The following is a 22,598-nucleotide window of genomic DNA, read 5'->3' as shown; positions in this document are numbered from 1 at the left end:
CCGGACGGGCTTTCGCTCAGCAAGCCTACGGCCCCGCCCGGACGCGCCGTAGACCGGCGCGACCCGGCGTCACATCCCGGCGATCAGCTTCTCCACCCGCTCGTCCACGGAACGGAACGGATCCTTGCACAGCACCGTGCGCTGTGCCTGGTCATTGAGCTTGAGATGCACCCAGTCCACCGTGAAGTCCCTGCGCTGCTCCTGGGCCCGCCGGATGAAGTCACCGCGGAGCCTGGCCCGAGTGGTCTGCGGGGGAACCGACTTGCCCTCGAAGATCCTCAGGTCATCGCAGATGCGGGCTGCCTGGCCGCGTCGCTCGAGGAGGTAGTAGAGCCCGCGGCGACGGTGGATGTCGTGATAGGCGAGATCTATTTGGGCGATCCGCGGATGCGACATGCTGATGTTGTGCTTGCTGCGGTACTGCTCGATGAGCTGGTACTTCATCACCCAGTCGATCTCGGTGTCCACCAGGGACAGGTCCTGCGTACGGACGGCCTCCAGCGCCCTGCCCCACAGGTCCAGCACCCGCTCGATCATCCCGGAGCGCAGACCACGCCGCTCGCAGAAGTCCAGTGCCTTCTCGTAGTACTCCTCCTGCACCTCGAGCGCGGAGGCTTCCCGGCCGCTGGCCAGCCGAACCTTGCGCTGCCCGGTGATGTCGTGGCTGACCTCGCGAATGGCGCGGATCGGGTTCTCCAGGGTCAGGTCCCGCATCACGGTGCCGGCCTCGATCATGCGCAGCACCAGGTCCGTGGCGCCGACCTTCAGCAGCGTGGTCGTCTCGGACATGTTCGAGTCCCCGACGATGACGTGCAGTCGGCGGTACCGCTCCGCGTCGGCGTGCGGCTCGTCACGGGTGTTGATGATCGGACGGGACCGTGTGGTGGCGGAACTGACGCCCTCCCAGATGTGCTCCGCTCGCTGGCTCACGCAGTACACCGCACCACGCGGGGTCTGCAGCACCTTGCCCGCACCGCTGACCAGCTGGCGGGTGACCAGGAACGGGATCAGCACGTCGGCGAGCCGGGAGAACTCGCCGTGTCGCGCCACCAGGTAGTTCTCGTGACAGCCGTAGGAGTTTCCCGCGGAGTCGGTGTTGTTCTTGAAGAGGTAGACGTCACCGGCGATGCCCTCCTCGTGCAGTCGCCGCTCCGCGTCGACCAACAGGCCCTCGAGAATGCGCTCACCCGACTTGTCGTGCGTGACCAGTTCGGTCACGCTGTCACACTCCGGAGTCGCGTACTCCGGATGCGAGCCCACGTCGAGGTACAGCCGGGCTCCGTTCCGCAGGAAAACGTTGCTGCTGCGGCCCCATGACACCACACGGCGGAAGAGGTACCGCGCCACCTCGTCCGGTGACAGACGGCGCTGCCCCCGGAACGTACACGTGACGCCGTACTCGTTCTCCAGCCCGAAGATTCGGCGGTCCATGCCTGAACATTACGCCTGATGCCCTGATCTGAAACCGGGATCGCCCACCGCGTCCCGATCATTTTGCGCCCCCGCGACCGGCGCGGACGTCGCCGTACGGCCCGCGCGCGGCACGTCCAGCACACGCCGCGTCGCCAACAGCACCAACAGCGCCGCCAAACCGCCGAGGGCGGCGACGGAGAACCCCGCCGCGGTTCCGCCCCGTTCGACGACCGGCCCGACCACAGCAGTCCCCGCGGCGGTCCCGACCCCGAAGGTGGTCACGAGCCAGGAGAACGCCTCGGTGACCGTGCCCCTCGGCGCGTGCCGATCCACCACCACGAACGCACACGCCAGTGCGGGCGCCAGGAAGACCCCCGCGACACCGGCCAGGACCGTCATCGCCACCGGCCCCGGCGTCAGTACGAGGGGTACGTAGCCCGCCGCCAGCGCCGTGACCAGCGCCCGCAGTCTCGGCTCGGCGGGACCGGACCACGGCCGGGCGCCGTAGACCACACCGCCCACCAGCGCACCGGCACCCAGCGCGGAGAGGAGGTAGGTGGAGATCAGGCTGTCGCCATGGGCGTCCGCGTAGGCCACCGCCGCGACCGCGATACTGCCCAGCGCGGCTCCCACGAAGAAGAACGCGCCGAGCAGGGCCAGCAGTCCGCCGGAGCGCAACGCGCCCAGCCAGTGCCCCTCGCGAGGTTCGGACCGCCAGCGACGGGAGGGCTCGGAGATCACGACCGACAGGGCACCGAGCACGCCGAGCGCGTTGATGACGTACAACGCCGCCGCCTCGTTCCCGTACGCCACCAGCAGAGTCACCAGCAGCGGCCCGACGGCGAACATCACCTCCTGGGCCACCGCGTCCAGGGCGTACGCCGCGTGCACCCGGTCCTGACGCCGCAGCACGCCGGGCCAGAGCGCACGCAGTCCGCCTTCCAGCGGCGGCGTGCACACCCCGGCGACGAACACGGCCAGCCCCGCGAACACCGCCGAGTCGATCCCCCCGATGGCGAACACCGTCATGCCGAGCGCCGAGAGCACAGCCGAGGGGAACATCACCCGCGGCTGACCGAACAGGTCCACACAGCGCCCCAGCAGGGGCTGGCCGAGCGCGGTGGCCAGCCCGTACACCGCGGAGAGCACGCCCGCCAGGGTGTACGAGCCACCCTCGGCGCGCACGAACAGCACGATGGCCAAGGGAGCGGTGGCGTTCGGCAGTCTGCCGATCAGCGTGCCGCAGAGCAGCCGCACGGCGTATCTGGCACGCAGCAGTTCGGCATAGCCGGTCGCCATTCGTCACTCCTTCTCGCGGGGTCCCCCACAGGGAAGTTTTACGTATAACTCCTTCGGGGCCATACGTACCATGGCGGCAATACAGGGGTCCAGTGGAATCCACCCGAGGACAAGGAGCCGCGCGTGGCCAGCGCGAGACAGCACACCGGGCAGGCGGCCGACCCATCGACTCCGGCGCGCCCCACCGGCCGGGACGTCGCTCGGCACGCCGGCGTCTCGCAGGCGACCGTGTCCCTCGTGCTGGGTGGTAAGTGGCAGGGCCGGGTGTCGAGCCGTACGGCGGAGACGGTGCGCGCGGCGGCGGAGGACCTGCGCTACCGGCCCAATCTCGCCGCGCGCCATCTGCGCCTCGGTCGTACGCGTACGGCGCTGCTCGTCGTGCCGGCGCTCAGCAACGACTTCTTCTCCCGGGTGCACGCCGGTGCCGCACGAGTGGCCAGGGAACACGACCTGGGGCTCGTGCTCTATCCCTCACCCGAGGGCATCGCCCCCGCTCCCGACCCCTTCGAGTCCACGCCGGCCACCCTGGACGGGGTGATCGCGTCCTCGATGGCTCCGGAGGCACTGGCCGCACTGCACGGCGACCTACCGCTGGTGATGCTGGACAGCGACCCGGCCGGCACGCGGGCCGCAGCGACCGTGAATCCGGACATCGCGGACGGGATGCGACGGGTCGCCGAGCATCTCCTCGCGCTCGGGCATCGGCGTATCGCCCATGTCTCCGCCTCAGTGGGTTCCTGGACCTTTCACCACCGCGCCCGGGCACTGGCCCAGGCCCTGGCGGGCACCTCCGCCTCGCTGGTGTGCACGGAACGGTCCGCGCTCACCGTCGCCGGCGGGCTGCGCGCCGCGACCCGGGCGCTCGCCACGGACCCACGACCCAGCGCCCTGGTCTGCGATGACGACCTGCTGGCGGCGGGAGCGTGCAAGGCGGCCCGCCGGCACGGCTACCGCATCCCACAGGACGTCTCGGTCACCGGCTTCGACGACCTGGACCTGGCGACCGCGCTGGAGCCGGAGCTGACCACGGTCCGGCTGCCTGCCGAGGAGGTCGGCGCCACCGGTATGCGGGCACTGATCGGTGTGTTGGAAGGGCGGCAGCCGGACACCGCGCTTCTCCCGGTCGCGCTGGCGCGACGCGGCTCGACCGGGCCGGCCGCCGGGCAGCGGTCCCCGGGAGCGGAAACCGGCTGAGGACCGGCCACGCCGCTGCCCCGAGGCCGCGCGTACGGGGAAGCAGGCGTCGCGCCGCATCCACGCAAGCCCCTGCGCCGCGACGAGGCGCCGGTCCCGGTCCGCGCACGAACCGTCATCGCACACGTTCGAGCCAACCGCCCGGGGAGCGACGGGACTTCTCGCCGGTCGGTCAGTCGGTGCTGTCCGCGTCCGAGTCGGTGTCCTTGCCGCCGCTCTCCGAGCCGGATGAGGACGCCGGACCGTGCTCCTCCAGCAACCGCGTCAGTTGACTCCCCAACACCCGCTTGAACTTCCGTTCCTGCGGCCGGTTACGGTCCAGCACCGCGACCTCGAGCTGCTCGGCCGTGAGGCTGCGTTCACCGCCGTTGTTGTCCCGGGAGAGCGACTCGACGGCAAGCCCGAGGGCCTCCCCGAGCGACATGGCGTCCCGGTGGCGCTGGTCCAGATAGGTGGAGATCTGGTCGGAGTTGCCGCCGACCGCGACCGAGCCGTGCTCGTCCACGATGGAGCCGTCGTGGGGCAGCCGATAGATCTGGTCGTCCTCGGGGCCGGCGCCTACCTCGGCCACGATCAGCTCCACCTCGTACGGCTTCTCCGCCGCGCTCGAGAAGATCGTGCCCAGGGTCTGGGCGTAGACGTTCGCCAGGCCGCGCGCGGTCACGTCCTCCCGGTCATAGGTGTAGCCGCGCAGATCGGCGTAACGCACCCCGCCGATCCGGAGGTTCTCGAACTCGTTGTACTTGCCGACCGCCGCGAAGGCGATCCGGTCATAGATCTCGCTGACCTTGTGCAGCGCCCGGGAGGGGTTCTCAGCGACGAACACGATGCCGTCGGTGTACTGCAGCACGACCACGCTCCGTCCACGCGCGATGCCCTTGCGGGCGTACTCCGCGCGGTCCGCCATGGCCTGCTGGGGTGAGACATAGAACGGCGTCGACACCGGCTCCCGTCCCTTCCTGTTTTCCTACGACTGAACGGCCTGACAGGTGTGCGACCCCTAAAGGGGCGGTGCTTGCGGTCCGTTGGGCTGCTGGAGACGACCCTCGTACACCGCCCGGACCACCTCGGAGACCTCGGCTTCCGGAAGACGCCGGAAGCCGCTCTCACCGATGACCGCCACAATGGGATAGATGTTGCGGGCCATGTCCGGACCGCCGGTGGCCGAATCGTCGTCCGCCGCGTCGTACAGCGCCTGTACGGTCACGGTCGCGGCCTGCTGCTCCGTCATGTCCTCCCGGAACAGCTTCTTGAGCGCGCCACGGGCGAACACCGAGCCGGAGCCGACCGCCGTGAAGCCGAACTCCTCGGAACGGCCACCCGTGACGTCGTACGAGAAGATGCGCCCCTTCTCCCGGTCCACGTCGTATCCCGCGAAGATCGGCACGACGGCCAGGCCCTGAAGCGCCATGCCCAGATTCCCCCGGATCATGGTGGAGAGCCGGTTCGCCTTGCCCTCCAGCGAGAGCTGCGACCCCTCGACCTTCTCGAAGTGCTCCAACTCCAGTTGGAACAGCTTCACCATCTCCACCGCGAGCCCGGCGGTCCCGGCGATACCGACCGCGGAGTACTCGTCCGCGGGAAAGACCTTCTCGACGTCCCGCTGGGCGATGGCGTGGCCCATCGTCGCGCGGCGATCCCCCGCCAGCACCACACCACCCGGATACGAGGCCGCCACGATCGTCGTGCCGTGCGGCGCCTCCACGGCCCCCTGAACGGGCGGCAGCGGCCGACTGCTCGGGAGACGCTCCGGTGCGTGGGTGGACAGGAAGTCCATGAAGGACGAGGAGCCCGGCGTCAGGAAGGCAGCGGGTAGACACCCGGTGCTACGAGTTTCGGCTTCCACACGTTTCCTTCCGAATAGGAGCTGGCCCGGCGCATCGTATCCGGGTCATCTCGCAGTGGTGTGCGGCGCGTTGCGCTGACCGCGAGCGTACCGCCGAGCCGCGCGCGCTTCGACGGGCGTACGAACCCCGCTCCGGCGCCAGGGGACGTGACTCCGGCGGTGGCGCGTCGGGCGCGCCCGGGGGCACGCCCGACCGCCGTCCGAGCAAAGCCTCCTCCGGGAGCCCGGAGCACGCCACGGCCACCCGGCGGGGGTGGTGTGCCGATGGTCCCGGAGGTGCGGGCGGGATGACTACTGTCCGCCCTTCTGGACGAAGGAACGCACGAAATCCTCGGCGTTCTCCTCGAGCACGTCGTCGATTTCGTCGAGGACGGAGTCCACGTCCTCGGACAGGGCCTCCTGGCGCTCCTTGAGGTCCTCGGAAGCCTGTGTTTCCTCGGACTGTTCCTCGGTCTCCTCGGTTTGGCGGGTCGCCTTCTGCTGTCCGCCGCTGTCCCTGGTCGCCATTTCCCTCACCCCGCTCGGTTCGGTCGTACGCGAGACGTACAAGATCAGACCCTACAAGGCGGGACCGACATCGGCCCTGCACTTCCCTCAAGCCCGAAAGCCACCTCGATCATTCCCGAATCCGGACCGCTTAGCCGCCGCTCGACGATCAGCTTCCGGACAACAGCCGTACGAGCTCCTCCGCCGTACGGCAGTTGTCCAGTAGTTCCTTCACGTGGTCACGCGTGCCACGCAGCGGCTCCAGCGTGGGCACCCGTTGAAGCGAGTCACGGTCCGGCAGATCGAAGATCACGGAATCCCAGGAAGCGGCTGCCACGTGATCGGCGTACTGCTCGAGGCACCGCCCGCGGAAATAGGCGCGAGTGTCCTCCGGAGGCTTGGTCACGGCCCCGCGTACGGCTTCGTCGTCCAGCAGCCGCTGCATCTTGCCGCGGGCCGCGAGACGGTTGTAGAGACCCTTGTCAGGGCGCACGTCGGCGTACTGCAGATCCACCAGGTGCAGACGGGAGGAGTCCCAGCCGATGCCGTCCCGGCGGCGATAGCCCTCCATCAGCTCCCGTTTGGCCACCCAGTCCAGCTCCCCGGACAGACTCATCGGGTCCTGCTCCAGCCTGACCAGTACGTCCTCCCACCTGGCCAGCACGTCCGTCGTCTGCTCGTCCGCGTCCGCCCCCCACCGCTCCTCGACGTACTTGCGGGCCAGCTCGCAGTACTCCATCTGGAGCTGTACTCCGGTCAGCTTCCGCCCGCTACGCAGCGTGACCAACTGCTTCAGCGAGGGGTCGTGCGAGACCTGGTGAAGGGTTTGGACGGGCTGGTCGACCGCCAGGTCCACGGCGATGAAGCCGTCCTCGATCATGGACAGCACGAGTGCCGTGGTGCCGAGCTTGAGGTAGGTCGAGACCTCGGAGAGGTTCGCGTCACCGACGATGACGTGCAGCCGACGGTACTTCTCCGCGTCGGCGTGCGGTTCGTCCCGGGTGTTGATGATCGGACGCTTCAGCGTGGTCTCCAGCCCGACCTCGACCTCGAAGTAGTCGGCCCGCTGGCTGAGCTGAAAACCGTCCTCACCGCCGTCCTGCCCCAGGCCCACCCGGCCGGCGCCGCACACGACCTGCCGGGAGACGAAGAACGGCGTCAGGTGCCGCACGACGTCCGAGAACGGCGTCTGCCGCCGCATGAGGTAGTTCTCGTGCGTGCCATAGGAGGCGCCCTTGTTGTCGGTGTTGTTCTTGTAGAGATGGATCGGCTGAGCACCGGGCACCTCGGCGGCCCGCTGCGCGGCCTGGGCCATGACGTGCTCGCCCGCCTTGTCCCAGCGGACCGCGTCGAGCGGGTTCGTCACCTCGGGGGCGCTGTACTCGGGGTGCGCGTGATCCACGTACAGCCGCGCGCCGTTGGTGAGGATGACGTTGGCCAGCCCGATGTCCTCGTCGGTGAGCTGGCTGGAGTCCGCCGCGTCCCGTGCGAGGTCGAAGCCGCGGGCGTCGCGTAGCGGATTCTCCTCCTCGAAGTCCCACCGCGCGCGCCGGGCCCGGTGCATCGCGGCGGCGTAGGCGTTGACCACCTGGGAGGAGATGAGCATCGCGTTGGCGTTGGGATGGCCGGGGACGGAGACGCCGTACTCCGTCTCAATGCCCATTACTCGGCGTACGGTCATGCCGTCCTCCTTGCCCGACCGTGATCCGCTGTGAGCCCACTGCCGCTCCGACGTGGTGCCAGGTGGTGCGCGAGAGCTCCCCGTGGGCCACCCGCCACCGGGCGACCGCGGGCCGGCCCGGGTGGTTGCCGACAGGCGTCGGCGCCGTGCGTCGAAGGGGCCTCTCGAGGTGTGCGCCCAACTGGCAGGATCACTGTGGGTTTCCTTCCGGAACTGGCTGGAAACGCTGGGGAAACAGTCCGGCTGCGGGCGCCCCGCAGGGTGCCCGCAGCCGGCCCGGACTTTTCACAGATACTGACCGGTGTTGGCCACCGTGTCGATGGAGCGCCCGGTGTCCGCGCCCTGCTTCCCGGTGACGAGCGTGCGGATGAACACGATCCGTTCGCCCTTCTTGCCGGAGATGCGGGCCCAGTCGTCGGGATTGGTGGTGTTCGGCAGGTCCTCGTTCTCCTTGAACTCGTCCACGCAGGCGGCGAGCAGGTGGGAAACCCGCAGACCCTTCTGGTTCTGCTCGAGGAACGCCTTGATGGCCATCTTCTTCGCCCGGTCGACGATGTTCTGGATCATCGCCCCGGAGTTGAAGTCCTTGAAGTAGAGGACTTCCTTGTCACCGTTGGCGTAGGTGACCTCCAGGAACCGGTTCTCCTCCGATTCAGCGTACATCTGCTCGACAACCGACTGGATCATGCCCGCGACGGTGGCCTTCGGGTCACCGTTGTGCTCAGCGAGGTCGTCGGTGTGCAGCGGCAGCACCGGAGTGAGGTACTTCGTGAAGATGTCCCGGGCCGCCTCGGCGTCCGGACGCTCGATCTTGATCTTCACATCGAGGCGGCCGGGGCGCAGGATGGCCGGGTCGATCATGTCCTCGCGGTTCGACGCCCCGATGACGATGACGTTCTCCAGACCCTCCACACCGTCGATCTCGGAGAGCAACTGCGGAACGATGGTGTTCTCCACGTCCGAGCTGACGCCGGAACCACGGGTGCGGAACAGCGAGTCCATCTCGTCGAAGAACACGATGACGGGCGTGCCCTCGCTGGCCTTCTCCCTGGCCCGCTGGAAAACCAGGCGAATGTGCCGCTCGGTCTCACCGACGTACTTGTTGAGCAGCTCCGGGCCCTTGATATTGAGGAAGTAGCTCTTCCCCTGGGGCTTCCCGGTGACCTCGGCGACCTTCTTGGCAAGGGAGTTGGCCACGGCCTTGGCGATCAGCGTCTTGCCGCAGCCGGGCGGGCCGTAGAGCAAAACCCCCTTGGGCGGGCGGAGTTCGTGCTCCTGGAAGACATCGGGGAAGAGATACGGCAGTTCCACCGCGTCCCGGATGAGTTCGATCTGACCGCCGAGACCGCCGATCTTGGCGTAGTCGATGTCCGGCACCTCTTCGAGGACGAGTTCCTCGACCTCGCTCTTGGGCACGACCTCGTAGACGTAGCCGGAGCGGGACTCGAGCAGCAACGCGTCCCCGGCCCGCAGAGTGGCCTCCAGCAGCGGCTCCGCGAGGCGTACGACCCGCTCCTCGTCAGTGTGCCCCACCACCAGGGCGCGCTCGCCGTCCTCCAGGACCTCCTTGAGGGTGACGATGTCGCCGGCGCGCTCGAACTCCATGGCCTCGACCACGTTGAGCGCTTCGTTGAGCATGACTTCTTGTCCCCGTCGAAGCGATCCGAGCTCGACACTGGGGCTGACGTTCACCCGCATCTTGCGGCCGTTGGTGAAGATGTCGGCGGTGTCGTCCTCGTTCGCCTGCAGGAAGGCGCCGAAGCCGGCTGGTGGCTGGGCCAGCCGGTCGACCTCCTCCTTCAGGGCCACAATCTGGTCCCGGGCCTCACGGAGGGTGCCCGTGAGCCGCTCGTTCTGCGCGGACACGCCAGCCAGATTGTTCTGCAGCTCGACGATCCGCTCCTCGAGAATCCGAGTGTGTCGCGGAGAGTCGGCGAGCTTGCGGCGCAGGACGGCGATTTCCTGCTCGAGATAGGCGACCTGACCGTCCGGGTCTTCGGAATCCCGGTCCGGCTGGATGCCGCGGTTGATGTCGTCGTCGTGGGCTGCCACGGTCCTCACCTCCTCCAGGGGGAGCTGGACGCTTCCTGACCCTACCTGGGCCGGTGCGGGTTGAAACCCCTAGATCACAAAGACGGTCGCGTACGTCCGATCTTCACCCTTGCGCGCTCCCCTCACCTGAGGGGAATACCCACCGATCAGCATCGGAAAGCAGGCCGGCTGTATCGTCGAACGGGTCAACACCCTTCCAGGGTGCCCTTGTTTCGACTCAACCGCGGAAACGGCAGGCAACAGGATGAGCACCGGCAACGAAGCTCTCGAGGTCTGGATCGATCAGGACCTTTGCACCGGCGACGGCATCTGCGCGCAGTACGCACCCGAGGTTTTCGAGCTGGACATCGACGGTCTCGCGTACGTCAAGAGCGCCGAGGACGAGCTGCTTCAGCAGGAGGGGGCCACCACGCCGGTGCCGTTGCCACTCCTGCAGGACGTCGTGGACTCCGCGAAGGAGTGTCCCGGCGACTGCATCCACGTACGGCGTGTGTCCGACCGTGTGGAGGTCCACGGTCCGGACGCGGAGTAGCCAACACGGCCCGGGCGGCCCATCCGCACGGCGCCCGGTCCCACCGACGGGGCGCCGTGCGGGGCAGCCGCCGCACGGACCGGCTGTCGTACTGACTGAGCGCCGGGGGCCCGCCGCTGGCGCGGCCAACCGGCCATACTGGTAAGGCGTGTCGTTTGGATCTCCACGGATCGGGGAGTGAGGTCTGGGACGCGCGGCTGCGAGGCGGAGAAGGAGAGCGCGGCGGCACCGCGTGCCACGACGAGGACAGCGCGGCAGATGCGCTTGCCACGGCCCGCGGGCCCGCAGAGAAGCGGACGATGCGGCCTTAGACGCTGCCCGCGACGGGAGCGGGCACGAGTACGAACTTCCCTTCGCGCCACTCCCACTTCACCTCGCGCTGCCGGTCCGGGCAGCAGCGGGGCACGTCGGGGGACGAGTAGCCGTGCAGCGTCGCGCGTACGGTGCCGGCCGTGCGTTCGCCCACCGTGAAATCCTCCGTGGTCATGCCCTCGGAGGCGGGAAGCAGGGTCTCGACCACTCGTGGTGGCTCCGCCGGCTCCGCGGGGTGGGCGAGCACGAAGATGCCGTGCGGCGGGGCGCCGTTCCCGCTCGCGCAGCGGACCAGCGCGACGGTCTCGGCACGACCGTCACCGTCGAAGTCGGCCGCTCCCTCGTCCAGCACCCGGACGCCCTGCCCGGAAGTCCCGGGACACTCGAGGGGGTAGCGGGCCGCCGACGAGTCCGGACCGGCGGGTGCGGCGTCGGACGACCCCGCCTGTGCGTCCTGCGGCTGTACGGCCGCGGCCAGCCCCAGCACGGCCGCGAGGGCCGCCGCGGTGGCGAGCCAGGGCACGACCCGGCCACGAGCGTGTGGGAAGTCGGGTCCTGCCGAGAGTTGCACGCGGGAGGTCTCCTGTGGAACACGGTGACGAGGTGCCCCGCATCGTGCCACAGATCACATCGAGGTGGCACGGCCGGGTCCCTTACGGGCTCCGGCCCCGCCCCGCGGTCACACCGAGGGTGGCAGCTGCCCGCAACACGGCGCGACGTCGCGTACGTTGACGGGCATCGGCACCAGCGGCCGGAAGCGGCGGTCCCGAAACCCCCGGCCGACGGTGCCGGAGCCCAACTCCCCGGCCCGGCGCCGCACCTGCGCCTACTTGGAGCCGCTGCCGGGGCCCGTGTAGTCCGCGCCGTAGGCACCCTTCGACGGACGTCGCCGACGCAGTGGCGGCTCCACCCCGTCCGCGAGGCGACGTGCGGTGAGCAGGAAACCGGTGTGCCCGATCATGCGGTGGTCGGGGCGCACCGCCAGCCCCTCGACGTGCCAGTTCCGCACCATCGTCTCCCAGGCCTGCGGCTCGTTGAAGGTGCCGTGCTCCCGTAGGGCTTCGACGGCCCGCGCCAGCTGGGTGGTTGTGGCGACGTACGCGCACAGGATGCCGCCGGGCACCAGCGCCTTGGAGACGGCCTCCAGGCACTCCCAGGGCGCGAGCATGTCCAGGATGACGCGGTCGACGTCGGTTTCCGCGAGGTTGTCCTGAAGGTCACCGACGGTGAGCGTCCAGGCGGGGTGCGGCTCCCCGAAATAGCGCTCGACGTTCTGCTGGGCGATCTCGGCGAAGTCGGCCCGACGCTCGTAGGAGTGCAGCATCCCGTGGTCGCCGACGGCGCGCAGCAGGAAGGTGCTGAGCGAACCCGAACCCACGCCCGCCTCCACGACGCGCGCCCCGGGGAAGATGTCCGCCATGGCCAGCACTTGACCCGCGTCCTTGGGATAGACGACGGCGGCGCCTCGTGGCATGGAAAGGACGTAGTCGGGGAGCAGGGGACGCAGCGCGAGATACGCGACATTGCCCGTGGTACGGACGACACTGCCCTCGGGCGCGCCGATCAGCTCGTCGTGCGGGAAGGCACCCTTGTGGGTGTGGAAGCTCTTCCCAGCTTCGAGCGTGAACGTGTGGTGGCGTCCCTTGGGGTCGGTGAGCTGGACCTGGTCCCCGACTCTGAAAAGCCCACGACGGCGGGCTGCACCGGTCGGTTCGCACATGGTCCCAGACTATCCGGTCACCGTACGTGGTTCGTCCCGCGGCCCCCACCACACGGCCGAGAGGTCAGGACGGCTTGCCCATCGCGGCGACGAACGCCTTCTCCACATCCCCCGTGGACAGCACGCCGTAGATCTCGCCGGTCTCCTCGACCACCAGGTACTCGGTCGCCGGCTCGGCCCGGAGGTGGTCCAGCAGCTCCTCCCCCGCCAGCTCGGCCGGCACCCGCATTCCCGCCTTGAGCTCCTGCGCCAGCGTGCTCACCGCCACCCAGGGACGACGGTGCTCGGGCACTCCGACGATCGCCGCCTCCCGTACGAGCGAAAGCGGCTCACCCCGCGCGTCGACGACCACCAGCGCACGGGCGCCGGCCTCGTTCGCACGGCGCAGCGCCTCGGAGAGCGGCGTTGCCGATTCCACCGGCACGGCACGGCGAGTGAGCGTACGTGCTCGCAGATCCGGGAGTCGCTCGCGCAGCCGTGCCATCCGCAGGGCGTTCCCCGCGCCGGTCCAGATGATCGCGGCGAGGATGGCGGCGAGCAGGGCGTCCGTGAGCGTGTCCACACCACCGACACCCTCGTCGGTGAAGCCACCGGCGTGGGTGGCGAGGGGGAACCCGATCAGCACCACGATCGCCAGCGCCCGACCCGTCCAAGCCGCGGCCACGGTGCCGGTCATGGGCCTGCCGCTGAGCTTCCACACGACCGCCCGCAGCATCCGTCCGCCGTCCAGCGGCAGCCCGGGCAGCAGGTTGAACACGGCGACGATGAGGTTGGAGATCATCAGGCCGGCCAGCAGCACGCCGGGCACGGTGCCCGGCTCGACCAGCTGCATGCCACCGTAGAAGACTCCGGCCAGCACCAGGGAGAGCAGTGGGCCGACGAAGGCGAGGACGAACTCACGGCCCGGCGTCTCGGATTCCTTCTCGATCTCCGAGACGCCACCGAAGAACTGCAGTTGGATACGCCGCACCGGGAGGTTGAAGCGCAGCGCGGCGACCGTGTGGGCGAGTTCGTGGACCAGCACCGAGGCGTAGAAGGCGACCGCGAAGAAAAGGGCGATCAGATACCGTGCGCCGCCCAACTCCGGCAGCACGCGATCCAGCTGACCGCCGAACACCCAGGTGATGAGGGCCGCCACCAGGAACCAGCTGGGCGCGACGTACACCGGCACCCCGAAGGGGCGGCCCATGAGGATCCCACCACTGCTCAGCTGCCATCCACGGCTCTTCGTACCACCCTCGGCCGAACCACTCCGGGTCGTCTGGGTCGTCTGGTGCGTACGCCCCTCGGCCGACGCCCGGTCCGCGGCTTCCGCCTCGGTACGGTCACCGAGACCGTCGCCGTCGTCACGCGCACTGTCGTCGCGGCTCTGGCCGGCCCGGTCCCCGCTGTCCTCGCCGTACGCCCCGGCTGGCTCGTCACCGCTCGGTTCGGGCGTGTCGAGTCGGGTGTCCGGCCTGCCCCGCTCGGGGCGGTCCTCGCCGCCCTTGCTGCCTGCGCCGTCCTGGCCGCCGGGTCCGCTGGGCGGTCGGTCGCCGTTGTCCGTGTCCGCCACGGGTTCCTCTCTGCCGCTGCCCTCGCACACCGCTGCAATCACGATCATGCCGTGCGAGGACGTCTGCCGTCGATGGTATGCGTCCGTTGTCCCTCCCGGATCGTAGGGTCTTGACCCATGACAGCCTTCCGTCCCGCGGGTCGCTCGCGCCCCGCCGCACCACCGGCCTCCCTCTCCCCTTCGCGGGCGAGTGACTTCATGCAGTGCCCGCTGCTCTACCGCTTCCGGGTGATCGACAAACTGCCGGAGGAACCCTCGGTGGCGGCGACCAGGGGGACGCTGGTGCACGCGGTGCTCGAGCGGCTCTTCGACTCCCCCGCCGCGGAGCGCAGCGCGCCCCGGGCGAAGGGGATGGTGGCGGCGGAATGGCGACGCCTCCTTGCCCAACGCCCGGAGCTGGCGAAGTTGTTCAGCCCGGAGGAAAGGGCGGACGAGGCGACGGAGGGCGGCGACGCGCCGGCCGGCGAGGAGCTCGCGCTGGACGAGGAGAAGCTGTCGAGGTGGTTGGGCGAGGCCGAGTCCCTGGTCGAGCGCTGGTTCACGCTGGAGGACCCGACACGGTTGGAACCGGCCGAGCGGGAGTTGTTCGTCCAGGCGACGCTGGACTCCGGGCTTCGACTGCGCGGCGTCATCGACCGGGTCGACATCGCACCGAGCGGTGAGGTGCGTATCGTCGACTACAAGACGGGCAAGGCACCGAAGCCGGAGTTCGCTTCGGAGGCGCTGTTCCAGATGAAGTTCTACGCCCTGATGCTGTGGCGGCTGAAGGGCAGCGTGCCGCGTCGGTTGCAGCTGGTCTATCTGGGCAGCGGGGACGTCGTCAGCTACGACCCCGAGGAGTCTGACCTCTTGGGTGCCGAGCGCAAGCTGCTCGCCCTGTGGGACGCCATCAGCCGGGCCACCGAGTCCGGGGACTGGCGGCCCCGACCGAGCAGGCTGTGCGGCTGGTGCGACCACCAGGCGCACTGCCCGGAGTACGGCGGGACTCCCCCGCCGTATCCGCTCACCGTCCAGCCGCGACTGCCCGAGCCGCGTACGGAGGCCGCGACCACCCAAAATTCGCCCGCATCACCCCCCGCTGAGGGGTCCTGAACGCTGTGCCGGCCGAAACCGCGCGACGGGCCATCTCTGCCGGGGGCGCGCTGCTCGGCGGGACAGCACCGTGGGTGAGAATGGGGGCACCATCCGCCCCCTCCCCGTGAAGGAGACCCCCGTGGCGATCCGCGTCCTGCTGGTCGATGACCAGCCGCTGCTGCGCACCGGCTTTCGCATGATCCTGGAGGCGGAGAACGACGTCGCGGTCGTGGGCGAGTCCGGCGACGGTGTCCAGGCCCTCGAACAGGTACGGGCCCTGCAACCGGACGTGGTGCTGATGGACATCCGGATGCCCCGGATGGACGGAGTGGAGGCGACTCGGCAGATCACCGGGTCGGGCAGCAACGACGGGGCGGCCAAGGTCCTGGTGCTGACCACCTTCGACCTGGACGAGTACGTCGTCGAGGCGCTGCGCGCCGGGGCGAGTGGCTTCCTCCTCAAGGACGCGCCCGCGCACGAGCTGGTGCAGGCCATTCGCGTGGTGGCGGCGGGTGAGGCGATGCTCGCGCCCTCCATCACCCGGCGGCTGTTGGACAAGTACGCGGGACAGCTCCCCTCCAACGAGGAGCCGGTTCCGGACACCCTGGGCACGCTGACCGAGCGGGAGGTCGAGGTCCTGAAGCTGGTGGCGCGCGGCCTGTCGAACGCCGAGATCGCCGCCGACCTGTTCGTCAGCGAGACCACGGTGAAGACACACGTCGGCCACGTCCTGACGAAGCTCGACCTGCGTGACCGGGTGCAGGCGGCCGTCTACGCGTACGAGAGCGGGCTGGTGCGGCCGAACACGCCGTGACCGGCGGGTCCGCGGGTCAACGGCGAGCGGCGGCGGGAGCCGTGCCTCAGTCGGCCATGCCCCGGCTCAGCTCCCACAACTGCAGCACGGAAGCGTCGTTGAGCGCCCATTCCACACCGGTGATGTCGTCACGTGCGGCGATGTACTGCTTGCCCTGCCAGAGCGGCAGTACGGGGATGTCCTCGGCGACGATATCCTGTGCCCGTCCGAAACTCTCCGCGGTGGCGGCGCGGTTGGTTTCCGACCGGGTTTCCGGGATGATGGTCTCCCGGATTTCCTTGCTGACGTACGGGGTCTTGAGGAAGCCGTTCTCCTCGAAGAACGGCCCTATGAAGTTGTCCGGGTCGACGAAGTCCGGAAACCAGCCGAAACCGTAGACGTCGTACTCACCCTCCGCGGCCGCTGGGCGGAATTTCTTCCAGGGCGTGCCCTTGATATCGACGTCGAAAAGGCCGGTGGCGTTCAACTGCTTCTTGAGCGCCTTGAACTCTTCCTCCGTGGTGACGCCGTAGTGGTCGGTGGTGTAGTGCAGGGTGAGTTCGACCGGTGAGGTGATTCCGGCCTCCTCCAAGGTGCTGCGCGCCGCGTCGGTGTCCGGTTCGCCGTACTTGTTGAAGAAGGAGTTGCGGTGCCCGGTCAACCCGGCCGGCACCAGGGAGTACAGCGGCTCGGCGGTGCGGCGGTACACGTCCCGTACGAGCGCCTTGCGGTCGATCACCTGCGCCATGGCACGCCGCACCGCCTTCTTCCCGGTCGTCGGGCCCTCGGTGTCGAAGACGAGGTAGCGGATCTCCTGCCCGGACGACTCGACGATGTCGATCTCGTCGTTGGTACCGTTCTCAAGGCGCTCGACCTGTTCCGGCGAGATGGTCCGGTTCATCACATCGATCGCGCCGTTCTTGAGCGCCTTCTCCATCTTCGCGGAGTCGTCGAAGAAGCGGAATTCCACCTTCGCGTTCCGCACCTCGAGCGTGCCCTCGTAGTCCGGATTCCGCTTCAGGACGGCCTTGTTGGCCCCGGGCTCGAAAGACTCCATGACGTACGGGCCCGAACCGACCACCTCGTGTCCCTTCTTGAAGGACTTACGCGGATAGGTCTCGCTGTCCACGATCGCCCCGGCCGGCGTCGCGAGCTTGTACGGGAACGTCGCGTCCGGCTTCTTGAGATGGAACACCACCTCGGTGGCACTGGGCGCCTCGACCTGGTCGACGTTCCTCAACAGACCGGCCGGGCCGGAGTCGAAGCCGATGTCGAGCATGCGCTCCACGGAGAACTTGACGTCCTTGGCCGTGAGTTCGTGCCCGTTGGAGAAGGCCAGCCCGTCCCGCAGCGTGCACCGGTACTGCTCGCCCCGCTCATCGGTGAACGCGCACTTCTTGGCGGCCTCCATCTCCGGCTCGGTGCCGGATCGCGGCGGTCTCAGCAGCGTCTGGAAGGTGCTACGCATGACGTTCCAGGCGCTGACGTCGTAGCCCGCCGCCGGGTCGAAGGGAGCCGGCGTCTCCTTGCTCAACTCGAACTGGTCCGTCGTTCCCACGGCGATGGTGGCCTCCTGGGAGTCGCCTCCGTCGCTGTCGCCACAGGCGGTTACCAAGAGAGCGAGCACTCCTGCCAGAGCAGGCAGCGCCAGGGTCTTTCGCTTCATTATCGACGGTCTCCCTCGCCCGGCCCGGGCGGCTACTGGTGGATCTGTGGCCGAGAGCAAGACATTAGTAGCTGTCTCACCTGATATCTGAACAGGGTTCCGCGCAGGCTCGACACCCCTTTACCGAAAGATGCAATGCGTTCGATACCCGGACGGCCGCGCATTTTTCCCAGGAAGCAATCAATACGGACATACGAGGCCAGCGCCGACAACCCCCTCGTCGCCGGGAGCACGACTGTCTCCACATGTCGACACACCGGCATGTGACAAGAGTCACCGGCTCCAGTCCACCGGTCCTGTTCCACTGCCGGGCAACTGAGAATGGCTACGCCCTCGCCCTCGGTTTTCCTTCCGGATACGGAAGATCACCAGCACGCCCGTCCCGCCTCGAATTCACCCGCTCAATGAGCGGCCCGCCACCACCGAATGCAGAAACGCGAGATCCACCTCTTCCAACGAACTCAAGACCGTACGACCGACCGCCGGTTCGATGGGCGTCACCGAGGGAATCGCCACCACCCGGCAGCCAGCGGCCTCAGCCGAGGTGACCCCGGTGACGGTGTCCTCCACCACCACGCAGCGCGTCGGAGCGGCTCCCAGCCGCTCGGCCGCGATCAGGTATGGGTCCGGGTGTGGCTTCGTACGCGCCAACTCGTCACCCGCCAGCGTGCAGCGGAAGTGCTCGGCACCGAGCGAGACCAACATGCGGTCGATCACCTCGCGGTGGGAGGCGGACACCAGCCCCACCGGCAGTTCGTGTGCCGCTAGTTCGGCGAGCAGTCGCCGGGCTCCCGGCATCAGTGGCACACCGCGCTCCAGTCGGGCGAGGAAGGCAGCGTTCAACAGCACCGTCAGCTCACCGAGCGTGATGTCGGCGCCGGTCGCGCTGATGAGGAATCCCGCGCTCCGCGACATCGGCCCGCCCACCACCTCATGGCGCCAGGACTGGTCCAGTTCGTGACCGAGGTCCGCGAACACCTCGACTTCGGCGTCCCACCAGAGGCCCTCGGTATCGACCAGGGTGCCATCCATGTCCAACAGCACTGCCTGCAGCGCGGAGTCATCCGCGGTCCGGGTGACGGCCCCGGGTAGAGAGCTGGTCATACACACACCTCCTGAGAAAGCCGCGGCCGGTTGCCCACTGGCCTGTACCAGCGGGCAACCGGCCGCGTCCGGACCGACAAGTGTACGACGATCAGCTCACCCGGCCGCGAACGGCTCGCGGCCCCGGTGCCCGGTTACCCGACGATCTCACCGGGCGTTGAAGTAGTTCGCCTCCGGGTGGTGCAGCACGATCGCGTCAGTCGACTGCTCTGGGTGCAACTGGAACTCCTCGGACAGCTCCACGCCGATGCGCTCCGGCTGGAGCAGCTCCGCGATCTTCGCCCGGTCCTCCAGATTGGGGCAGGCGCCGTAACCGAGAGAGAACCGCGCGCCGCGGTACTTCACCGCGAACATGTCCGCCATCTCGGTCGGGTCCTGCCCGGAGTATCCGAGTTCCGAACGCACCCGGGCGTGCCAGTACTCAGCCAGTGCCTCCGCCAACTGGACGGACAGGCCGTGCAGTTCGAGGTAGTCCCGGTAGGAGTTGCTGGCGAACAGCTCGGCGGTCGCCTCGCCGATCCGGCTGCCGACCGTGACCACCTGGAAGCCCACGACGTCTGTCTCCCCGCTGTCCTCCGGGCGGAAGAAGTCGGCCAGGCACAGCCGACGGCCCCGGCGCTGGCGCGGGAAGGTGAACCGGGTGCGCTCGCTGCCGTCGTCGTTCAGGACGATCAGATCGTCGCCCTTGGAGTGGCACGGGAAGTAGCCCTGTACGACAGCGGCTTCCAGCAGGTTGTCCGTCTGCAGCTTGTCCAACCAGCCCCGTAGCCGCGGACGGCCCTCGGACTCGACCAGGTCCTGGTAGCTGGGACCGCCTCCCTTGCGGGACTCCTTGAGCCCCCACTGACCCTTGAACAGCGCGCCCTCGTCCAGCCAGGACGCGTAGTCCGCAAGCTGGATACCCTTGATCACCCGGCTGCCCCAGAACGGCGGTGCGGGCACCGGCACGTCCGTGGCGACGTCCGAGCGGATCGAGCCGTCGTTCGGGGGCTCGTCCTCGAACTCGATGTCCCGCTTCGGCACCCGACGTTGCTTCAGCTCCGGCAGCGTGGCGCCGGGGACGCCGCGCTTGACGTCCATCAGCGCGTCCATCAGCCGCAGCCCCTCGAACGCGTCCTTGGCGTAGCGGACCTCGCCCTCGTAGATCTCGTGCAGGTCCTGCTCGACGTACGCGCGGGTCAGCGCCGCGCCGCCCAGGATGACGGGGAAGTCCCCGGCCATCCGGCGGGAGTTGAGCTCCTCGAGGTTCTCCTTCATGATCACGGTGGACTTGACCAGCAGCCCGGACATGCCGATCACGTCCGCCTTGTTCTCCTCCGCCGCGTCCAGGATGGCGGCGACGGGCTGCTTGATGCCGAGGTTGACCACGTTGTAGCCGTTGTTCGACATGATGATGTCGACCAGGTTCTTCCCGATGTCGTGCACGTCCCCGCGCACGGTGGCCAGCACGATGGTCCCCTTGCCCGAGTCGTCCTCGGACTTCTCCATGTGCGGTTCCAGATAGGCCACCGCCGTCTTCATCACCTCGGCGGACTGCAGCACGAAGGGCAGCTGCATCTGTCCGGAGCCGAACAGCTCACCGACCACCTTCATGCCGGCCAGCAGCGTGTTGTTGACGATCTCCAGGGCCGGCCGTTCCAGCATGGCCTCGTCCAGGTCCTGTTCCAGGCCCTTGCCCTCACCGTCGATGACGCGCTGCTGCAGCCGCTCCTCCAGCGGAAGCGCGGCCATCTCCTCGGCACGAGAGTCCTGCATGGACTTCGCGTCCACCCCCTGGAACATCTCCAGCAGGCGGGACAGTGGATCGTAACCCTCCGCACGCCGGTCGTAGATCAGGTCCAGCGCGACCTTGACCTGCTCCTCGTCCAGCCGGGCGATCGGCAGGATCTTCGAGGCGTGCACGATCGCGGAGTCCAGACCGGCCTTCACGCACTCGTCCAGGAACACCGAGTTGAGGACCACCCGGGCGGCCGGGTTCAGTCCGAAGGAGATGTTCGACAGGCCGAGCGTGGTCTGTACGTCCGGGTGGCGCCGCTTCAGCTCCCGGATCGCCTCGATCGTGGCGACGCCGTCCTTGCGCGATTCCTCCTGCCCGGTGCAGATGGTGAAGGTGAGGCAGTCGATGAGGAGATCCGACTCCCGGATGCCCCAGTTCGTGCCCAGGTCCTCGATGAGCCGCTCGGCGATGGCCACCTTGTGCTCCGCCGTACGGGCCTGCCCGTCCTCGTCGATCGTCAGGCCGATCAGTGCCGCGCCGTGCTCCGCGGCCAGCGCGGTCACCTGTGCGAACCGGGACTCGGGACCGGCGCCGTCCTCGTAGTTGACGGAGTTCAGCACGGCACGGCCGCCCAGCTTCTCCAGTCCCGCGCGCAGTACGGCGACCTCGGTCGAGTCGAGCACGATCGGCAGCGTGGAGGCGGTGGCGAAGCGCCCCGCCAGCTCGGCCATGTCCTCGGCGCCGTCCCGGCCGACGTAGTCGACGCAGAGGTCGAGCAGGTGCGCGCCCTCCTTGATCTGGTTACGCGCCATGTCCACACAGTCGTCCCAGCGGCCCTCGAGCATCGCCGTACGGAACTTCTTCGACCCGTTGGCGTTCGTACGCTCCCCGATGGCGAGGTACGACGCGTCCTGTCGGAAGGGCACGCTCTGGTACAGCGAGGCCGCGGCCGGCTCCGGAGTCGGCGTGCGCTCGCCGGGCTGCTGTTCGCGGACCCGCTCCACCAGCTGGCGCAGATGCTCCGGTGTCGTGCCGCAGCATCCGCCCACCAGCGAGAGACCGTAGTCGGCGACGAAGCCCTCGTGGGCGTCGGCCAGTTCGGGGGCGGTCAGCGGGTAGTGCGCGCCGTTCTTGCCGAGCACCGGCAGACCGGCGTTCGGCATGCACGACACCGGGACGCGGGCGTGCTGCGCCAGGTAGCGCAGGTGTTCGCTCATCTCCGCGGGCCCGGTGGCGCAGTTCAGCCCGATCATGTCGATCCCGAGCGGCTCCAGGGCGGTCAGTGCCGCGCCGATCTCGGAACCCAGCAGCATGGTGCCGGTCGTCTCCACGGTCACGGAGCACAGCACCGGGAGGTTCGAGCCGGTGGCCTCCAGGGCTCGCCGAGCACCCAGCACGGCGGCCTTCGTCTGCAACAGGTCCTGGGTCGTCTCCACCAGGAGGGCGTCGGCGCCGCCGGAGATCATGCCCTCGGCGTTCTGCTGGTAGGCGTCCCGCAGCCGCGCGTACGGCGCGTGGCCCAGCGTCGGCAGCTTCGTGCCCGGTCCCATCGACCCGAGCACCCAGCGCATCCGGTCGTCCGTGGCGGTGAACTCGTCGGCGACCGAGCGCGCGATGGCCACGCCGGCCTCGGACAGCTCGAAGTTCCGGTCCGTGATGTCGTACTCCGCGAGGGCCGCGAAGTTCGCGCCGAAGGTGTTCGTCTCCACGCAGTCGACGCCCACCTCGAAGTAGGCGCGGTGCACGGAGGCGACGATGTCCGGACGGGTGACGTTCAGGATCTCGTTACAGCCCTCGAGCTGCTGGAAGTCCTCCATCGAGGGGTCCTGTTCCTGGAGCATCGTCCCCATCGCGCCGTCGGCGACGACCACTCGGGAGGCGAGTGCCTCACGGAGGGCGTCGGCACGGGCGTTCGTGCTGGTGGACGAGCTACTGGGCAAGGCCATGGAAATGCTCCCTGGAGTGCGACGGCTGTCGGCTTTGCGCGGTTCAGTGGAACAGCGCACGAGTGCAAGCGTAGCGGGCACGGCAAGAGCGCATCGGGTACACACCCCCGGGAATGCCGCAGGAAGGCCGCAGGCCGGGCCGGGGCCGACTTCCAACGACCGGTGTCAAGCGATAACGTTCGGCATTGTCGAATCAGCACAGGCACAG

The 22,598-nt window shown here is 68.7% G+C and carries 17 protein-coding genes; 4 read left to right on the top strand and 13 right to left on the bottom strand.

Annotated elements, in window-relative coordinates; translation table 11 throughout:
* Nucleotides 1-69: 69 nt before the first annotated feature.
* Both pafA and AN216_RS11965 read right to left on the bottom strand, forming a co-directional pair.
* On the bottom strand, nt 70-1,431 hold the full coding sequence (gene pafA / locus AN216_RS11970; RefSeq protein ID WP_070196646.1) for a Pup--protein ligase: 1,362 nt from the start codon (nt 1,429-1,431) through the stop codon (nt 70-72).
* A 9-nt stretch (nt 1,432-1,440) separates the two neighbouring features.
* Nucleotides 1,441-2,712 carry an MFS transporter gene (locus AN216_RS11965; RefSeq protein WP_070196645.1) on the bottom strand — a complete coding sequence of 424 codons (1,272 nt, stop codon included), beginning with the start codon at nt 2,710-2,712 and terminating at the stop codon, nt 1,441-1,443.
* 123 nt (nt 2,713-2,835) lie between these two features.
* Here AN216_RS11965 and AN216_RS11960 point away from each other — a divergent pair, with 123 nt between their 5' ends.
* Nucleotides 2,836-3,906: a LacI family DNA-binding transcriptional regulator gene (locus tag AN216_RS11960; RefSeq protein ID WP_070196644.1), complete on the top strand. Its 1,071-nt coding sequence runs from the start codon at nt 2,836-2,838 to the stop codon at nt 3,904-3,906.
* A 172-nt stretch (nt 3,907-4,078) separates the two neighbouring features.
* On the opposite strand, the gene prcA is transcribed toward AN216_RS11960, so the two are convergent.
* The 5 genes from prcA to arc form a co-directional block, all read right to left on the bottom strand.
* Complete coding sequence (prcA, locus tag AN216_RS11955) at nt 4,079-4,849, bottom strand: proteasome subunit alpha (RefSeq protein WP_070196643.1); 771 nt, start codon at nt 4,847-4,849, stop codon at nt 4,079-4,081.
* 57 nt (nt 4,850-4,906) lie between these two features.
* Nucleotides 4,907-5,752 (bottom strand): proteasome subunit beta, encoded by an 846-nt coding sequence (prcB, locus tag AN216_RS11950; protein WP_070196642.1) that lies wholly within the window; start codon nt 5,750-5,752, stop codon nt 4,907-4,909.
* Between the two features lie 291 nt (nt 5,753-6,043).
* Complete coding sequence (locus tag AN216_RS11945) at nt 6,044-6,259, bottom strand: ubiquitin-like protein Pup (protein WP_070196641.1); 216 nt, start codon at nt 6,257-6,259, stop codon at nt 6,044-6,046.
* A gap of 148 nt (nt 6,260-6,407) precedes the next feature.
* The gene (gene dop, locus AN216_RS11940) at nt 6,408-7,919 is read right to left on the bottom strand and encodes a depupylase/deamidase Dop (RefSeq protein ID WP_070196640.1); all 1,512 of its coding nucleotides are present in this window, start codon (nt 7,917-7,919) and stop codon (nt 6,408-6,410) included.
* A gap of 285 nt (nt 7,920-8,204) precedes the next feature.
* Nucleotides 8,205-9,971 carry a proteasome ATPase gene (gene arc / locus AN216_RS11935; RefSeq protein WP_070196639.1) on the bottom strand — a complete coding sequence of 589 codons (1,767 nt, stop codon included), beginning with the start codon at nt 9,969-9,971 and terminating at the stop codon, nt 8,205-8,207.
* Between the two features lie 244 nt (nt 9,972-10,215).
* On the opposite strand from arc, the gene AN216_RS11930 reads away from it, so the two are divergent.
* Nucleotides 10,216-10,503: a ferredoxin gene (locus tag AN216_RS11930; RefSeq protein WP_070196638.1), complete on the top strand. Its 288-nt coding sequence runs from the start codon at nt 10,216-10,218 to the stop codon at nt 10,501-10,503.
* A gap of 307 nt (nt 10,504-10,810) precedes the next feature.
* Here the strand turns inward: AN216_RS11930 and AN216_RS11925 are convergent, their stop codons facing one another.
* The 3 genes from AN216_RS11925 to AN216_RS11915 all read right to left on the bottom strand — a co-directional run bounded on the left by AN216_RS11925 (nt 10,811) and on the right by AN216_RS11915 (nt 14,138).
* Complete coding sequence (locus tag AN216_RS11925) at nt 10,811-11,386, bottom strand: hypothetical protein (RefSeq protein ID WP_070196637.1); 576 nt, start codon at nt 11,384-11,386, stop codon at nt 10,811-10,813.
* A gap of 255 nt (nt 11,387-11,641) precedes the next feature.
* Nucleotides 11,642-12,535: a tRNA (adenine-N1)-methyltransferase gene (locus tag AN216_RS11920; protein WP_070196636.1), complete on the bottom strand. Its 894-nt coding sequence runs from the start codon at nt 12,533-12,535 to the stop codon at nt 11,642-11,644.
* Between the two features lie 64 nt (nt 12,536-12,599).
* Nucleotides 12,600-14,138: a site-2 protease family protein gene (locus AN216_RS11915; RefSeq protein WP_079166506.1), complete on the bottom strand. Its 1,539-nt coding sequence runs from the start codon at nt 14,136-14,138 to the stop codon at nt 12,600-12,602.
* Between the two features lie 69 nt (nt 14,139-14,207).
* Between AN216_RS11915 and AN216_RS11910 the strand changes: the two genes are divergently transcribed.
* Together AN216_RS11910 and AN216_RS11905 are read left to right on the top strand one after the other, a co-directional pair.
* A complete protein-coding gene (locus AN216_RS11910; RefSeq protein WP_079166505.1) occupies nt 14,208-15,182 on the top strand; it encodes a RecB family exonuclease in 975 nt (324 codons plus the stop codon).
* Between the two features lie 121 nt (nt 15,183-15,303).
* Nucleotides 15,304-15,978, top strand: a complete 675-nt coding sequence (locus tag AN216_RS11905) for a response regulator (RefSeq protein WP_070196634.1) — start codon at nt 15,304-15,306, stop codon at nt 15,976-15,978.
* Between the two features lie 46 nt (nt 15,979-16,024).
* On the opposite strand, the gene AN216_RS11900 is transcribed toward AN216_RS11905, so the two are convergent.
* The 3 genes from AN216_RS11900 to metH all read right to left on the bottom strand — a co-directional run bounded on the left by AN216_RS11900 (nt 16,025) and on the right by metH (nt 22,390).
* Nucleotides 16,025-17,623, bottom strand: coding sequence for an ABC transporter substrate-binding protein (locus AN216_RS11900; protein WP_070196633.1), 1,599 nt, complete (start codon nt 17,621-17,623; stop codon nt 16,025-16,027).
* Between the two features lie 393 nt (nt 17,624-18,016).
* A complete protein-coding gene (locus tag AN216_RS11895) occupies nt 18,017-18,727 on the bottom strand; it encodes an HAD family hydrolase (protein ID WP_070196632.1) in 711 nt (236 codons plus the stop codon).
* A 147-nt stretch (nt 18,728-18,874) separates the two neighbouring features.
* Nucleotides 18,875-22,390: a methionine synthase gene (gene metH, locus AN216_RS11890; RefSeq protein ID WP_070196631.1), complete on the bottom strand. Its 3,516-nt coding sequence runs from the start codon at nt 22,388-22,390 to the stop codon at nt 18,875-18,877.
* Between the last annotated feature and the right edge of the window lie 208 nt (nt 22,391-22,598).

Source organism: Streptomyces oceani (genome assembly GCF_001751245.1).
In the GTDB taxonomy this organism is placed as follows: Bacteria; Actinomycetota; Actinomycetes; order Streptomycetales; family Streptomycetaceae; genus Streptomyces; species Streptomyces oceani.
The sequence above is the reverse complement of the archived record's forward strand: the minus strand, read 5'-3'. Positions and strand labels throughout refer to the sequence as shown.

Coding starts and splice junctions, on each gene's coding strand:
- pafA (WP_070196646.1), bottom strand. CDS start 1,431: ATGGACCGCCGAATCTTCGGGCTGGAGAACGAGTACGGCGTCACGTGT.
- AN216_RS11965 (WP_070196645.1), bottom strand. CDS start 2,712: ATGGCGACCGGCTATGCCGAACTGCTGCGTGCCAGATACGCCGTGCGG.
- AN216_RS11945 (WP_070196641.1), bottom strand. CDS start 6,259: ATGGCGACCAGGGACAGCGGCGGACAGCAGAAGGCGACCCGCCAAACC.
- dop (WP_070196640.1), bottom strand. CDS start 7,919: ATGACCGTACGCCGAGTAATGGGCATTGAGACGGAGTACGGCGTCTCC.
- AN216_RS11930 (WP_070196638.1), top strand. CDS start 10,216: ATGAGCACCGGCAACGAAGCTCTCGAGGTCTGGATCGATCAGGACCTT.
- AN216_RS11920 (WP_070196636.1), bottom strand. CDS start 12,535: ATGTGCGAACCGACCGGTGCAGCCCGCCGTCGTGGGCTTTTCAGAGTC.
- AN216_RS11915 (WP_079166506.1), bottom strand. CDS start 14,138: ATGATCGTGATTGCAGCGGTGTGCGAGGGCAGCGGCAGAGAGGAACCC.
- AN216_RS11910 (WP_079166505.1), top strand. CDS start 14,208: ATGACAGCCTTCCGTCCCGCGGGTCGCTCGCGCCCCGCCGCACCACCG.
- AN216_RS11900 (WP_070196633.1), bottom strand. CDS start 17,623: ATGAAGCGAAAGACCCTGGCGCTGCCTGCTCTGGCAGGAGTGCTCGCT.
- AN216_RS11895 (WP_070196632.1), bottom strand. CDS start 18,727: ATGACCAGCTCTCTACCCGGGGCCGTCACCCGGACCGCGGATGACTCC.
- metH (WP_070196631.1), bottom strand. CDS start 22,390: ATGGCCTTGCCCAGTAGCTCGTCCACCAGCACGAACGCCCGTGCCGAC.